The sequence below is a fragment of the Actinoplanes sp. NPDC023936 genome (assembly GCF_040639325.1).
Taxonomy (GTDB): Bacteria; Actinomycetota; Actinomycetes; order Mycobacteriales; family Micromonosporaceae; genus Actinoplanes.
Genome location: NZ_JBEZZR010000022.1, coordinates 55,843 through 70,821 on the forward strand (window position 1 = coordinate 55,843; position 14,979 = coordinate 70,821).

Here is a 14,979-nt window from a genome sequence, read left to right on the forward strand (position 1 = left end):
GCGGCGGTGACGCTCGCCGGCTTCGCCGGCGCCGCCTACCTGTTCGCCGACAGCCGGCCCGCCGCCGCGCCGCCGCCGGTGCCCGAGCCGGTCGCCTACCACAGCGACGGGCTCTCCGACTCCTACGACGGCTTCCGCGTCGAGCCGCTGCGCCTGCCCACCGGCCGCGGACCCGGCACCGTCGCGCTGCGCGTCACCGGCCCGACGACACAATTCCAAACCATTCACACCAAACCCATGCACATGTACGTCCTCCGCGACGACCTGTCCGGATATCAGCACCTGCATCCGGAGGTCGTCGACGGCGCCTGGACCGCACCGGTCACCATCACCGACGGCGGCGCGTACCGGGTGTACATCGAGTTCGTCCCGCAGGGCCGCCCGGCCGGCGCCGACCCCACGGTGCTCGGCGTGCCGTTCGTCATCGCGGGCGACACCAGCATGGTGGCGGTGCCGGCCCCGCGCGCGGAGGAGCGCTCCGGCCGGTACACGGTGCGCCGCCTCGACGGCACCGCCGACCTGGCCTCCGGAACGCAGACCGCCCTGCGATTCCAGGTGCTGCGCGACGGCCGCCCGGCGGCGCTGGAACCGTATCTCGGCGCGTACGCCCACCTGTCCAACTTCGAGGTGCGCACCCAGGGCCTCAAGCACCTGCACCCGATCCCGGCCAACGCCACCGGCGACGCGCCGGCCGACGGCGTCCTCGCGTTCCACGCCGCCTTCGCCGAGCGCGGCGACAAGCGGCTGTTCCTGCAGTTCCGCGCCAGCGGGACGGTCCACCAGGTGGCGTTCACGGTCTTCACGAGGTGACCGCGCCCCCGCCGGTGACCGGTGGGGGCGCGATCGGATCGGGGCGGTGCTCAGACGGCGGCCGCGTGCGCCCGCCGCCCGGCGTCCGTCTGCTCGGCGTCCGTCTGCCCGGCGTCCGTCTGCCCGGCCTCCGGATCAGCGCGGACGGCAGGAAGGCGAGGCCGGAGGACCGCTCCCGGTGATCCGGGCCGCTCAGGTCGTGGTGGCGCGCCGGTGGTGCGCGTCGTTGAGCGCGGCGGCCTCGGCCCGCACGTCGTCCGGGATCCGGTCGCTCGCCCAGGACTCCATGCTGCGCGTCATCTGCGTGACGAAATGCCGCCCGATGGGGGTGAGCAGCCCGGAGGAGAGCAACCAGGCGCACACCCGCTCGATGGCGAGACGCCAGCGCGTGTACTCGACCAGCGCCTCCCGGCGGCGCGCCCCGTCGTTCTCCCGGGCGGCCTCGCTCCGCCAGAAGCGTGCCACGGCGATGTGGGCGTAGCAGCCGTGCAGCAGTCCGGAGGGCGGGCGGGGGTCGTCCCGCCAGGGCGCGTAACCGCGGACCTCCGACGACATGTCGACCAGCGGGAAGAGGTCCATCACCGCGGACAGCTTGAGGTGCTGCAGCTCGTGGACGAAGGTGACGGCGGTCGACTGGGGATCGGTCGGCAGGGAGATCGCCAGACAGCCCGACGCGTGCCGGAAGGTGCCGCTGACGTGTCCGCTCGCGACCGGGGAGAGCGGGAAGAGCGTGCGCATCGCGGCGCGGACGTCAGCGGCGTCGGCGGGATGGCGTGCTCTCAGCCATTCCCAGCCGGCGGACAGGCGTTCGGTCCAGAGGCCGGCCGACTCGGGCGGGATCAGCGGCTGGGCCGACGGGGCCAGCGTGTGCGGGTCGTCGACCGTCAGCGTCCACCCGTCCAGGGCGATCCGATCCACCGGGTGCCAGGCCGGTGAGCGGATCTCGCCGTCCGGTCCCAGGGGGAACCGTTCGCCGCCGACGGTCAGCGCGGCGCTCGCCGGCTCGACCCGTACGGTGACCGCTCCGCCGGCGGCGACGTCCAGGACGCCGAGTGTGGGGATCGGCAGGCGGCCGTCGTCGGCGGTCACCTCGATGCGGATGTCGCACCGGGCGCGCAGGGCTGCCGCCAGCGCGACCAGGGCCAGGCCGGTGGGCTCGGCGTTTCCCGCCACCGTCCGCATCGCCCAATTGCTCACCGACGGGTGGGTGAGCACGCGGTTCACCGTGGCGGGGGAGTGTGCGGCGACGGTTCGCAGCGCGTCGTGGACCGGGCCCGCCGAGCGGATCGCCAATGCCCGGGCGAGAATGATGTTCTTGCTGCGCTGCGTATTGATCAAGAATGTGAGCGCGTCGTGGCCTTCACCCCGCGCCAGGCGGGTGAGCATCGCCGGCGACATCACGTGTGTGGCGGGGAAGCCGTGCGGCCCCGGTGAACCCTGGTCAACCCGAGTCTGATTCACGTTGATAGATGGTAATGGTACCGCCCGGAAGGCCGGATCGTTGCCGCCGAGAGGATGTGGACAGATACAGTGAGCAGCCGAGATAGTGGGGGCACGAAGTGTTTCGGCGAATTGTCTCTCGGCGGTGTCCGAGCCGGTTGGCGGGCTGGTGAATGCAGGAAGAAGACAGCGGGCTCGTCTCGGATCTGATCGAGGCGGCCGATTTCGGGGCACCGCACGTCGACATGATCGGTGATGAGGCTTTGAGTAAATCTTTGCGGCGGCTCATCGCGGAGACCCGCTCGGGTTTCTCCGAGTTCAGCGGCTTCCAGAATCACATCGCACCCCCGCGCCCGTCCCGTGGAAAAGACGAATGACCGGCGCGGACCAGCCGGTCATCGCGTCCTTCGTGGCGCCCGGCCACCTCTCCGGCCGGACCAGCGTGGCCGCGAACCTCGCCTGGATGCTCGCCAGCAGCGGCCAGGACGTCCTCGTGGTCGACTGGGACTTCCGGGGCACGTCGATCCATGACTACCTGCGTCCGTTCCTCGTCGACGAGGTGACCGGCACGGGCATCGGCGCGGTCCTGGGCGGTGAGCTCGCCGCCGCCCTCAGCCGGGCCGCCGACCTCGGTTCCCTGGCGACCGGCCCCCTGGACGTCGGACCGGTCCTCCGGCGGTACGTGCCGGCGGCCGGCAGACCCGGCACCCGGCTCGACGTCCTCGAGCACCGGCTCACCCCCGCCCGCGACGCCTACACCACCGAGGCGGTGATCGCCTTCACCGAGCTCCGCGCGCGGCTGCTCGCCTCCCAGTACGACTACGTCCTCGTCGACGGGCCGCCGTCCGGCACCGGACCGGCCGCGCTTCTCGAAGGCCGGCTCGCCGACCGTGTCGTCCTCTGCTTCCCGTCCCGGGCGGCGGACGCCGGAGCGGCAGCGCGCCTGGCGGTCGAGATCGTGTCCGAGAGCCCTGCCCAGGCCCGCATCATCGCGGTGCCGACGTTCCTCGACCACACCGATCCCGGCCACGCGTCGGAACAGACAGCCGATCTGCGGCGGATCCTGCTGCGCGCGCTCGACAAAGCTCCGGTGCCGGCCGGCGACACGCTGCGGCAGGTCGTGCCGATTCCCTTCCACACCATGCTCGACGTGCTCGTGCCGCTGGTCTTCGACCGTGACGAGCAGCGTGAGCCGCTCCTGATCGCGTACGAGCAGCTCCTCAAGGCGATCACCGACGACCGGGTCCCCGCGCTGCCGGCGCACACCCGGTCGCTGACCGGCCGGTACCGGGACCTGATCCGCAGCCGCAGCGGCGCGTCGTCGCCGGAGAGCCGCCGGGTCGACCTGGTCTACTGCGCGGCCGACCGTCCCTGGGTGGACTGGATCGCCGATCAGCTCACCGGCGCAGGCGCCCAGGTGGGCACCCTCTGCCTCGACCTGGAGCCCGGACCGCCGCCCAGCGGCGCGGTGATCGTCGCCGGCTCCGGCCTGACCCTGGAGCGGGCCGGTCTCGACGGCGGCCAGGGCCCCGACCTGCTCGTGCTCCGCGTGGCGCCGGACGCCGAGGAGGTCGCCGGCACGCACGGCGTCGTCCTCTACGACTGCGCGCCCGCCCAGGCTCGCTGGCGTCTGCTGGCGGCGCTCGCCATGTCGGGTGAGCCGCTGCCGGGCGAGCCGGCCCGACTGCCGTCCACCGGACCGGGTCCGGTGGCCGGATTCAACGTGCCGGCCTGCGACCGGGCCACGGCACACCGCGCCAGGGAGTTCGAGGCCCTGCGGGACGCCCTGCGCGCCGCCGAGCACGGCAGCCGCGCGCTGATCACCGGCGGGTCGGGCACCGGGAAGACGCACCTCGCCAAGGAGTACGCCCATCGGTACGCCCACGAGTACCGGGTCGCCTGGTTCGTCCCGGCCCGTACCCGGCAGACCGCCCGGCGCTCGCTGGTCGAGCTGGCCGGCCGGATCGGCGCCGTCGCCGGTGACGAGGAGGACCTGCCGGCCGCCGCCCTGCACCGGGCGGCCGACGACTACCGGCCCTACCTGATCATCTACGACGATGTCACCGACGTCGGCGCCCTGGCGGGGCTGGTACCGGACGACGGCAGCGGCCATGTCATCTACACCCGGACGCCGGAGACGCCGGACGAGTCGCCGGATCCGCGCACCGGAACCCTGGTCCGGCTGCCGAGCCTGGATCGCGACGAGGCCCGGCGGACCCTGCGCGGCCAGCTGCGGGACGTCGCCGAGGAGCACCTGGACACACTGCTCGACGCGGTGGGCACCGATCCGCTGACCATCAGGCTGACCGCTGGTTGCCTGCGAGCGGCGAGCCGGGTGCTGCGAGCCGGCGACGCCATGCACGCCGGCGAGGCCTCGGCCGTCGTTGTCCAGCAGTTCCTGCGCGCGCTGCCGCAGCGCTCCGCGGATCGGCTCGCCGACGTCGCACGATGCCTGCTCGAACTGCTCACCACGTACCCGGACGGGCACGCCGTCGCCGCTCTCGCGCTGATGTGCGCCAACCTCTCCCCGGACGGTGTCGCCCTGCGGCTCGTGCGCAGCAGCGCGTTCCTCAGCGGCCTCGTCACCGCGACCGGACGGGATGACATGTCCACCGCACGGGACGACATGGCCACTGGACGGGACGACGAGGACACCCTCCCGCTGGCGAACGACGCGGCCGAGATCGAGGTGCTGCTGGCCAACGCCGCCGCGTTCGAACTGTTCGGCGTGGACTGGGGCGGGCGGCGCGAGCTGCGCATGCATCGCATGATCCAGAAAGCGTTGCGCGAGGTGACGGATCCGGCGCGGATGCGCAGCATTCGCTGGACGACGATGCTCGCGCTGTCGGCGTACGCGCCGAACGACGCCGAGTACCTCGCCGGGGACGGCGCCGCGGCGCTGGAGATCCTGGCGCCACACGTCGAGCCGGTCGGCGCGCTGGGGGAGCGGCAGCTCACCGCGGTCCGCCGGTGGGTGGTCGTCCACGTGGGTTCGATCGCCCGCACCGGCACCGTCGAGGAGCGTCAGGAGGCCCTCGGTCTCGTCGACCGGGTCCGGGACGCCTGGGGGGAACGCGCGGCCGACCCGCTGGGCGTCCGGCTCGCCATGCACCACGCCGACCTGCTGCGATCGCTGGGACGCAACACCGAGGCGCTCCGGATCGACATGGCGATGCGGGACCTGCCGCAGAGCTCGCCGGCGGGCGGCCAGCTGCGGGCCGCCCTGAACCGGCGTGGCACCCCCGGCGACCTGCGTGGCGTGGGAGCGTTCGGCCGGGCGCTGACCGAGGACAAGAGGATCTACCGGGCGCTGCGCACGATGCTCGGCCCGGATCACCCGCAGACCTTGCAAGCACGGCACAACCTGGCCGTCTCGAACTACCTCGACGGCCGCCAGGTGGACGCCGCCCGGCGTGAGGAGGAGACCTACCACGCCCGCCTGCGGCTTGACGAGAACGACATCCTCACCTGGTGGTGCGCCATCGATCTGGCGATTTTTCGCCGCGAATTGGGCGAACTGACCGATTCACGACTGCTCCTGACCCTGGCAGCGGACAGACTGCGAGGCATCGTCGGCGTTGACGACCACCCGCAGATCTACCGAGCCATGGCGGCCCGCGCGGTGACCGAGCGCCGGTCCGGCGATCCCCACTCGGCCCGCACCTACAGCAGCAAGGCAAGCGTCGGGTATCGCAAGACTCTCGGAGACCAGTCCCTCGTCACCCAGGGAGCCCAGCTCAGCATGGCGATCGACTACTCGCTCACCGGCGACATGACGTACGCGCTCGAGGTCGCCGGTGGCAACCTCGCCGAGTTCCGCCGGCAACTCGAACCCGGACACCCCTTCATCGCCATCTGCCTGACGAACGTCGCGGGCATCCAGCGGCGGGCCGGCAAGGCCGCCGAAGCCGTCCGGTCGGCCGAGGAAGCCGTCACGATCTTCACCCGGCTCTCCCGGAGCCATCCCTGGACCGTCGCGGCTCGGACCAATCAGGCGAACGCCCTGGCCGCGGCGGGCGAGACGGACGAGGCCGTCACGGTGCACGCCGACGCGGTACAGACCGCCGGACGGTTCCTGCCGATCCGGCATCCCTATCTGGCGGTCCTCGCCGGCAATGCCGGCTTCGTCCGAGGGCCGGCGGCGGGCTCGGCTGCGCCGGACAGCGCCGGAAACGGGCCTGTGGATATCGATATCGAGGTCCCCTCCACATGAGACGCTGGCAGCAGGCATGCGGAGCAGCGATCTCCGATCGGCCGGACGACGCGATCGGAGGACCCGCGACATGAGCGCCAGCCGCTGGGATGCCGTTCAGCAGATGCCGTCGACCTCGGGTGCCGGTGCGCGTCACGACGACCGCACCGGAGCACGCGTCGTGGACCCCTTCGGCAACGACGCGGCCGTGGAGCTCTGCATCGACATACTCCATCGGGCGCCGTCCCTGCGTTCCCTCGCGCAGTACACCCTCGGCAGGAGCGATTTCGTCGTCGACACGCTCGAGACCGTCACGGACGAGCCCGTCCCCGCCTGGGAGGACGTCGAGGGGTTCGGCAGCGACATCTACGACTCCATGGTCCGTCTCAACGCCCGGCTCACCGGCGCCCGCACCGGAGCGCTGATCCGGGTCTTCGCCAGCGCCGGCCGGGGCGCTGTCCACTGGGCCGAGGTCAGCGAGTCCCAGCACCTTGTCGCATTCTCGCTGATCCCGCCGGACGAGCCGGTCCCGCGGGACGAGCCGGTCCCGCGGGATGAGCCGGTCCCGCGGGATGAGCCGGCCCCGCGGGATGAGCCGGCCCCGCCGGATCAGCAGGCGTCGGCGTTCGAGCGCCAGCGTCACAACGATCGCGCGGTGACCAGGCTCGCCAACCAGCTCCGCGAACAGTTGCGGCAGCTGCCTCGTGACTACGGCGGCTGGCTCGCGGAGGAGCGATCCGCCACCGGTACGGACGAGTCCCCGGACCCGGCGCCCGCCCGGACCGATGACGAGACAGCGCCAGTGATCCCGCACGTTCTGAACGAGGGTTCCTTGCTGGCCGACCTGTGCCGGGAGTGGCTCGATCCGGACGACCTCCACTACGCGTCGGTGTTCGTCGGCGGGGAGCAGATCGCGGTGGCGGACATCCTGCATCACCGCCGGCTGCGGCCTCTCGCGTCGGGGACGACGCCCCCGGAGCGCCGGCGGTTCTACGCGGCCCTGGGACGCGACCTCGACGACTACTCCACCCAGGTCGACCGCAAGGTTCACGACCTCATCGGCGGTGAGCTGTTCTATCTCGTTTTCGACGTGGAACGGGGCGCTGTCTACTTCCACTCGCTCGGCGGCAAGGCCTATCTCGTCGCGGTGACTCTCGCCCAGGACCGGGTCGCGGACACCGAGCTGAAGGTGCGAGCCCTGGCCGAGCGCCTTCAGGGGCAATGACCCCGCCGGCGGCCGCCGCGAGCCTGCGTGCGCATCCGCTGGTCGGCGCGGCGGCCCGGCTCGGTGTGTTCGTGGCGATCGCCGCCGCCGGGTGGGCCACCGCGGCCGCTCTCGACGTGCACGATCTCGGTGACACCGGCGCCTACCTGCACGTCGTCACGTCCCTGCTGGCGATCGGGCTGGTCGCCTCGGTGCGCGGCATCGACCTGGTCGAGGCCAGGCGGCATGTGACGGTCGTGGTCACCGCCGTCACCGTCGGCGTCCTGCTCAAGGCGCTGCTCATCACCGCGGTCATGTACGCGTTCTTCCGCGAGCCGGCATTCCTGGTCCTCGGCATCGCCGTCGCCCAGATCGATCCGCTGTCGTTCGCCGCTCTGAGCAGCAGCGGTGACACCTCACCGCGGGTCCGCACACTCCTCGCCGCCTGGTCGGCCTTCGACGACCCGATCACCGTGCTGCTGACCGTCTACCTGGCGGGAACGCTGGCGACCGGACCGGCCGGAGCGTCGCTGCCCGACCTCTCCAGCTTCGGCACGGGGCTGCTGCACAACGCCGCCTTCATCATCGTGGCGTACCTGTTGTGGCGGCTGACCCGCATCGCCGGCGCCGGCGGGCGGGTGCGCACGATCGTGCAGACGCTGCTGCTGGGCGCGCTGATGGCGTACGCGGTCTGGCAGTTGCTGATGCTCGGTCTCGCGGTGTCCGCGCTGTTCTTCCGGCCGGACATCGGCAGACTGCTGGACCGGCTCGCCACCGCCGCCTTCAACGTGGCGACGTTCGCGCTGGGCCTGCTGCTGGCCGCGGGCGTCGCGATGCGTGCCGGCATCGTGCTGGGCGCTGCGGCGTTCGGCGCGCAGATCGTGGTCGGCAGCCTGGTGGCGGTGCGCTTCTCCGGTCCGGACCGGCGGGCGGTGGCCCTCGGCCAGCAGAGCGGCATCACCGCCGTGCTGCTCGCACTGCTGCTGGAGAAACCGTTCCCCGGGAGCGTCGCCGTCGTGGCGCCGGCCATCGTGATCGTGAACGTGCTGCACGCACTGGCCAACAATCTGCGATCCCGGCCCGCCCCGGCCGCTCAGCCGGGCGCGTCGGACGCGAAGTCGGAGAGCACCTCGGTGCGCACTCTTCCGGACAGCCCGCCCAGCTCGTCCTGTCCCTGAAGCAGACGCGTGGCCCGGATGCTGTGGTCGAGCGTGCCCTGCCGGGCGTCCTCCCCGCCCGCGAGCTGATCGGCCAGCCAGCTCGCCTCGTACACGTACAGGAAGCCCATGAACGTGTCGAACACCCGGATGATGGCGTCGAAACGTTGCCGGTGCTTGCCCAGCAGCCGCCCGTGCTCGTCCGTCTCGGCCGTCGCGTACCAGTCCGTCACCGCCCGGCGGAACGAGTCGGTGAGCAGGCGCAGCAGGGTGACCACACCGGTCGCGGTGTGCGCCCGCTGCTGACGAAGCGTCGCCGTGACCAGCCGGCGGGCGGACGCCGCCTCGGCGTTGTCGTCGAACATCTGCCGGAACAGCGTGGACAACCGGGTGTCGATGCTGAGCGCGTTTATCGCGTCGTCGAAGACGGCGGTGACCCGCTCCGGCAGCTGACCGGCCGGCGGCGGCGCCGCGGAGCCGGCGTCGGTCCGCAAGCCGCCGATCAGCAGCGGAACCGTCTCGAACTGCCTGCTCAGCTCGGCGATCCGCTGATCCGAGGAGGTCGCCAGGCTCTCCACGCGACCGGCGAGATCGAGGACGATGTCCAGCGTGTTGGACTGCTGCTGCCCGAGACGTTCGAGACGGGCCAGCAACGCTGCCGCGGGATCGGCGGCGTCGACGCGGTCGAGCCGGCGCTCCACGCCACTGAGCGCGGCATCGAAGTCGGCGGCGAAGCCACGCTTCTCATAGATGATCGGGTCGCGCTGCAGGACTTCCCGGAGACGGTCGGTGTACTCCGGTGAGAGGTAGCCGCCGATCACGACCAGGACCTCGCGGTTGGCGGCGCCACGGAGCCGGGAGACGTACGAGATGAGGGTGGTCAATTGTGAATCGTCGAGCACCGCGTCGTTGACCAGCACGGTGATCGCGGCGCCCCGGGAACCGATGGGTATCCAGTAGTCGACCGGCACACCGTCCACGAAGTTCTTGGCGCCGGAGGTGAGCCCGTGCGCCGTCAGCGTGCGCCTGATGTCGCGATGGGTGGCCTCGGTGTTCGGCCCGTAGAAGGCGTCGCGTGCCACCACGCGGACCATGGCGTCGGTGACGGCGCCGTCCTGGTCGGCTGCCCTGCGGTAGAGCTGGTAGCAGAGCCGGATCACGTCGCGTGGCGAACCGCCCGAGATGTCGACGATGTAGCTGACCACGCCCTCGGAGAAGGGGAAGAGCCGGTCGGCTCCCAGCTCGCTCTGCTGCCGTGCCCGGATGTAGCTGACGGCGTCCTGCGCGGTGAGCGGCGCCATCGTCACCTGGCGGGTGATCCGGGCGCGGACGTCACTCTGCAGGCTTTCCAGGAAGTCCGGCAGGCCGGCCAGGACCAGGAACGCCCCGGCTGACAGGAATCCCTCGAGCAGTTGTTTCAGCGCGATCTGCACCTCACCGTGCGGCCGGTTCGACGCGGAGAGCAGGTGGTCGAGCTCGTCGATCACCACCATGAACCGGAACCGGCCGCCGCGGAACAGCACCGCGAAGACGCTCATGGCGTCCAGTGCGGACCGCTCGCTCATGGTCGTCGGATCGACGATGCCGCGCTCGCGCAGGTTCTCGGCCGGATCGTTGCCGACGAGCCATTCCCAGACCGCGTCCTCGAACCCGTGGCGGAGCAGCAACGTCAATGCCGTACCGAATGCCTTGTTCTCGGTGATGTCACGGAGCCGCTGCTGGACTTCCTCGATCAGGCCGCTCTCCGGCAGTCCCAGAGCCTCCACGACGGCTACCGGATCGGCTTTCCCGGCGCGCAGTTTGCTCGCGATCTCGGCGTGCAGCTCCGAACCCGCCATGCTGTCCGCCACGACGTCGGCATAGAAATGGCGAACGCGTGCCATCACCAGTTCCCGGCGGTCGGCGAGGGATTCGGCGAAGGCTCGATAGAGAGAGACGAAATTCCCGTACGGAGCGTTGACGAACAGTTGTTGAACGGTTTCTCCGGCGATCTGCCGGGCGGTGTTCAGCAGATAGACGGCGAGGTGGGACTTACCCGTTCCGTAGTTACCGACGATGGCCAGCACGCGACCGGCTCCGGGAGAAGCGAGATAGTCCTGGAGCTCGGCGACAGCCGTGCGGATGGCCGCGGTCTGTATGGTGACCGTCTCGGCCCCGATGTGCGAGACCTGAGCCACCGCGGTCGGCGGGAAGGGATTGATGTCGCTGAACCGGGGAGGCGGGCGTCTGTCATTCATTGATCTCCCCCGAACCTCGTTCTGCTGATGTAGAAGTCCGCGATCAGGTCACGGGTCAGCTGCTGGGCGGGGGATCGCCGCCGGAGCACGTCGTCGTACAGTCCGTACAGTACCTGTTGGAGTTCCCCCACAGACGTTGGTTTGACGGTTACCAGCCAGCGTAGGACCTCGGGGGCGGCTTCGGCGATGCTTCTATCGGAGGCATGACGGTCGCGACGCTGGTTGAAGAACTTCTCGCCGTCCTCCGGACGGAGGACTCCGAGGCGGAGAAACACCGGAACGGTGGCCGCCCTTTTCAGCCTCGCGCTGTACTCCTCGAGGCGGCCCACGAAAGATGTTTCGGCCAGCATGACAACTCTTTTAGGTATCAAATTCGCATATACCACTAACTCGTCTATTACGTCGGCGGTCGGCGGCAGCATGACGATGAGGACGGCGTCCCGGGTGAGTTTGTCGGCGAGATAGGGCAGGACGAGGTTGGCTTCCCGCTGGCCCTCGTCCTGCCAGGGCTGCGCCAGATGCCGGCTGTCGTGCAGCTTCTTCATCAGGTGGTGGCACACCGTGTTCACGCGTTCCGGCGCGGTGAGAGCGGCCGGGACGTCGCCGGCGAGAAAACGAAGGTCGATGATGTGCGCGGTCGTCTTCTTCCGGGCGGCCGTGGCGCGGGCCTTGATCTCGCGTTGCATCCAGTAGGCACAACGATTCAGCAGCGCTGTCTTGCCGAACTGCCGATCGCCGACCGCGATGGCCATGGCGCCGCCGCGCTCGAACGCGTAGTCCGTGTCGAGGATGCTCTGGAACTCCTCGAAGGCCTGCTTGGTGTTGTCCACGTCGATGAACAGGTCGTCGTGGTGCGCATCCGTCACCGGGTTGAGCGGCTTCAGCGGATCACGCTGGCCGGGGATGTCGAACGGATTGGTCACGGCGCCACCCCCGGTCCGGCCGCGGGCCTCATCACGACCCCCGGTCCCGCCTCGGGTCTCATCGCGGCGCGTTCCCGCCGCGGCCGTTCGACCGCCACCGCCACCTTCTCCACCCGGGCCAGCAACGCGCGCACCATCGCCCGGGCGGCGGCCGCCGTCTCCGGGGGCCCGTCGTGCCGGACGTCGTCGATCGCGTCGGCCAGCTCCTGACCTTCAAGCAGCTTCTGCACCGTGCCCGGCTCCGTCCAGCCGCGGTGGGACGCGGCGATCTCCTCGAGCTGATTCACCAGGTCGACCCGCGCCGCCCGCCAGGCGTCCGGCGGCGGCATCGGTCCGCTCTCCTGAGCCGCGCGCCCGTCGATGAGCGACTGCGCCTCGCGGTCGTACTGCCGCTTGGCGGACCGCAACGCGGTGGCCTGCAGCCGCCGGGCGCCGCGCTCCGCGAGCTGGGTGGCGAACAGCCAGGTGAGCAACGCTCCGGCCACGGCCGGCAGCAGGACCGTCAGCATGTTCCGGATCGGCCCGGGAGTGCTCGTTCGTGGTGCCGACGTGACCTGAGCGGCCGCGATCAGGGCCGCGCAGGCTCGGCTGAACGCCGGCCCGTTCTGCGCGCGCCACGCCTCCAGCGAATCCGGGGCGCCGGGCGGCGCGGACGCGGACATCGTCGGCAGACCGCTCGCCGATGGCGCGGGGCTGGCCGGTCGGAGTATCACGGCGGTTTCAACGAGTGCCGCTCGCTGTGCGGTACTGAGGCAGTAAACGACGTCACCATCCTTGTCATCCGCTCGTACGGGCCCGATTGATGCCAGGTTCAGAGCGGCACTCGCGAGAAGGGCCGCGAAAAGGCCTCTCCCGAAGTGACGTGACGTCATAGGCACGCACTGTATCGGCTACGGATGCGTTCCGGGGCCACCGTCCGGCTGTTATTCATCGACCGATATGGCTGTCCATCGTGTCATCCGCGATCGCCGTGCGGGTCCGGCCGGAAACGGCCGGCGGCGGCCTGCCACAGGGGCAGACCGCCGCCGGCGCCGCATTCGTCACCAGACGCGGGTGCGCCGGCTTCCCGCGGTGAGACCGGCGAGCGGACCCGCCGGGTACGTCCGGCCCGGCTCCTTGGCGACACCGGTCAGGTCGGCGCCGATGACCGCCGGCGTCCCGTCCCGCTCCTCGAACTCCGCGTCGGCGAACCGGACCCGCTCCAGATCGCGGCCGCCGACCGGGGCGAGACCGGGCCCGCCGATGCCCTCCGGCAGGTCGGTGACCAGGTAGACCTCGGCGCCCTCCTCGACGATCGCGGCGGACGCGTCGCCCAGTGTCACCGGGTCCCGCTCGCCGGCGTACGGGCGGGCGCCGGCGGCGTAGACGTTGTCCCGGGCGTACACGGCCTGCTTCACCGCGAGGAAGCGCTGGTGGTCGCCGGGCGGCTGCTCGTCGATGCGCCGCAGGTACTCCTCGAACGAGGCCGGGTAGGCGTCGTAGCCGGCGGTGCCCGCGTGCGCCGGCTCACCACCCTCGGGAACCGTCCCCGCGTACGCCGCGGCCGGGTCCCCGCCCACGAACACGTTGCCGATCCACCGGTCGTCGCCGCCGACGATGAATGCGTAGCCGGCCACCTGGGTGCTGTGCGGCAGGTGGTACGGCGTGGCCCGGTCCATCACCGGCATCAGCCACAGCGTGCCGCAGATCAGGTTGTGGACGAACGCCCCGCCCTGGCTCCACAGCTCCAGCGCGGCCGGCGAGGCGAGGACGTTGTGCTCCACCAGGTACGGCCCGTGGCTGACCTCGATGAACAGGTCCCGGTTGTTGTTGTAGTAGACGTTGCGCGACACCCGGGTGCCCTGCGTCTGCCAGTCGAGCCAGGTGCCGAGCGAACAGTCGTGGATCCGGTTGTGCCGGATCACCACGTCGATCGCCGCGTGCAACTTGATCCCGCCGATCTCGTACCCGTAGAACTCGCGCTTGAGCGCGATGTTGTAGATGTGGTTGTCCTCGATGGTGGAGAAGACACAGCCGAGGTGGCCGACGATGCCGTTCTGCCCGCAGTCGTGGATGGTGTTGCGGCGGATCACGTGCGAGCCGATGTGCTCGCGGTCCCAGCCGATCTGCCGGGCCGCGAAGACCGACTCCAGCTGGTACTGGTAACCGGGCTTGTCGCCGCGCTCGGTGGCGTAGTTGTGCCCGGTCGACGCCTCCTTGCCGATCGAGATGGCCGAGCACTTCGCGTCGTGGATGACGTTGTCCTCGATGATCCAGCCCTTGGCCCAGTTCGGGCCGATCAGCCCCGGCTGGTCCGCCGTGGGCGGGGCCCACGGGGTGGCGGCCTGAGCGAGCTCGAAGCCCCGCACGGTGATGTAGTCCAGGTGCGGCACGAGCGGATAAAACACCGACCGTCGTACGTTGATCTCGGTGAGCTCGGCGTTCGGGTCGGCGCCCTGGAAGTTCGCCCAGATCGTCGTCTCCGCGGCGCCCACCTCCGCGTACCAGACCAGCAGCGTCCGTTCCGGCTCCCGGATCCGGTCGGTGACGCCGGTCCAGTTGTCGACCACCTCGATCCGCTTCTCCGGGGCGGCCACCTCGGCGCGCGAGCCGGCCTCGTAGAAGCTGACACCGTTCAGGTAGACGTCGCCCAGGTGCTTGCGGGTCGCCCCGTCGGCGTAGACCACCCAGTCCCCGGCGATCTCCTCGGCGAACGGGTTGAACTCGCCGAAGAGCGTGTTCGGCACCGTCGCCCGCCACACGGTTCCCTCGTCCGGCTCCCAGGTGGTGATCCGCTCGGATCCCTTGATGACGACGTGCTCGCCCTCGGCCGCCTGGTAGGTGATGCGCCGGGTGTCGCTCAGGCCGCCGCGCCGCGGCGTCACCCACTCCCGGTACTCGCCGGCGTGCACGACCACGGTGTCACCGGGCCGGGCGAGCGCGGCGGCCCGGTTGATGGTCCGCAACGGACGCTGCCGCGATCCGTCGGCGTCGTCGGTCCCGGTGGTCGCCACATGCAGCGATGTCATCTCGTATG

10 protein-coding genes are annotated in these 14,979 nt (G+C 70.8%); 5 read left to right on the forward strand and 5 right to left on the reverse strand.

Going from position 1 to position 14,979, the window contains the following annotated elements; all coding sequences use genetic code 11:
- Nucleotides 1-6: 6 nt before the first annotated feature.
- Entirely contained in the window at nt 7-810 is an 804-nt protein-coding gene (locus AB0F72_RS25900) for a hypothetical protein (RefSeq protein ID WP_360435962.1), read from the forward strand.
- Between the two features lie 192 nt (nt 811-1,002).
- On the opposite strand, the gene AB0F72_RS25905 is transcribed toward AB0F72_RS25900, so the two are convergent.
- A complete protein-coding gene (locus AB0F72_RS25905) occupies nt 1,003-2,271 on the reverse strand; it encodes an HEXXH motif domain-containing protein (protein ID WP_360435964.1) in 1,269 nt (422 codons plus the stop codon).
- 152 nt (nt 2,272-2,423) lie between these two features.
- On the opposite strand from AB0F72_RS25905, the gene AB0F72_RS25910 reads away from it, so the two are divergent.
- The 4 genes from AB0F72_RS25910 to AB0F72_RS25925 all read left to right on the forward strand — a co-directional run bounded on the left by AB0F72_RS25910 (nt 2,424) and on the right by AB0F72_RS25925 (nt 8,824).
- A complete protein-coding gene (locus tag AB0F72_RS25910; protein WP_360435966.1) occupies nt 2,424-2,627 on the forward strand; it encodes a hypothetical protein in 204 nt (67 codons plus the stop codon).
- On the forward strand, nt 2,624-6,463 hold the full coding sequence (fxsT, locus tag AB0F72_RS25915; RefSeq protein WP_360435968.1) for an FxSxx-COOH system tetratricopeptide repeat protein: 3,840 nt from the start codon (nt 2,624-2,626) through the stop codon (nt 6,461-6,463). The genes AB0F72_RS25910 and fxsT overlap by 4 nt, the downstream gene beginning before the upstream one ends.
- Nucleotides 6,464-6,533: 70 nt before the next feature.
- A complete protein-coding gene (locus tag AB0F72_RS25920; protein WP_360435970.1) occupies nt 6,534-7,667 on the forward strand; it encodes a hypothetical protein in 1,134 nt (377 codons plus the stop codon).
- Nucleotides 7,664-8,824: a hypothetical protein gene (locus AB0F72_RS25925; RefSeq protein ID WP_360435972.1), complete on the forward strand. Its 1,161-nt coding sequence runs from the start codon at nt 7,664-7,666 to the stop codon at nt 8,822-8,824. Before AB0F72_RS25920 ends, AB0F72_RS25925 begins: the two co-directional genes overlap by 4 nt.
- Here the strand turns inward: AB0F72_RS25925 and AB0F72_RS25930 are convergent.
- From AB0F72_RS25930 to AB0F72_RS25945, 4 genes are all read right to left on the reverse strand, one after another.
- Nucleotides 8,740-11,040 carry a BREX system ATP-binding domain-containing protein gene (locus AB0F72_RS25930; RefSeq protein ID WP_360435974.1) on the reverse strand — a complete coding sequence of 767 codons (2,301 nt, stop codon included), beginning with the start codon at nt 11,038-11,040 and terminating at the stop codon, nt 8,740-8,742. The two genes, AB0F72_RS25925 and AB0F72_RS25930, sit on opposite strands and share 85 nt — an antisense overlap.
- Nucleotides 11,037-11,963, reverse strand: a complete 927-nt coding sequence (locus AB0F72_RS25935) for a hypothetical protein (RefSeq protein WP_360435976.1) — start codon at nt 11,961-11,963, stop codon at nt 11,037-11,039. The genes AB0F72_RS25930 and AB0F72_RS25935 overlap by 4 nt, the downstream gene beginning before the upstream one ends.
- The gene (locus AB0F72_RS25940; protein ID WP_360435978.1) at nt 11,960-12,625 is read right to left on the reverse strand and encodes a hypothetical protein; all 666 of its coding nucleotides are present in this window, start codon (nt 12,623-12,625) and stop codon (nt 11,960-11,962) included. Before AB0F72_RS25940 ends, AB0F72_RS25935 begins: the two co-directional genes overlap by 4 nt.
- 378 nt (nt 12,626-13,003) lie before the next feature.
- Nucleotides 13,004-14,971: a right-handed parallel beta-helix repeat-containing protein gene (locus AB0F72_RS25945; RefSeq protein WP_360435980.1), complete on the reverse strand. Its 1,968-nt coding sequence runs from the start codon at nt 14,969-14,971 to the stop codon at nt 13,004-13,006.
- Nucleotides 14,972-14,979: the final 8 nt, after the last annotated feature.

Coding starts and splice junctions, on each gene's coding strand:
- AB0F72_RS25910 (WP_360435966.1), top strand. CDS start 2,424: ATGCAGGAAGAAGACAGCGGGCTCGTCTCGGATCTGATCGAGGCGGCC.
- fxsT (WP_360435968.1), top strand. CDS start 2,624: ATGACCGGCGCGGACCAGCCGGTCATCGCGTCCTTCGTGGCGCCCGGC.
- AB0F72_RS25920 (WP_360435970.1), top strand. CDS start 6,534: ATGAGCGCCAGCCGCTGGGATGCCGTTCAGCAGATGCCGTCGACCTCG.
- AB0F72_RS25925 (WP_360435972.1), top strand. CDS start 7,664: ATGACCCCGCCGGCGGCCGCCGCGAGCCTGCGTGCGCATCCGCTGGTC.
- AB0F72_RS25930 (WP_360435974.1), bottom strand. CDS start 11,040: ATGAATGACAGACGCCCGCCTCCCCGGTTCAGCGACATCAATCCCTTC.
- AB0F72_RS25940 (WP_360435978.1), bottom strand. CDS start 12,625: ATGTCCGCGTCCGCGCCGCCCGGCGCCCCGGATTCGCTGGAGGCGTGG.
- AB0F72_RS25945 (WP_360435980.1), bottom strand. CDS start 14,971: ATGACATCGCTGCATGTGGCGACCACCGGGACCGACGACGCCGACGGA.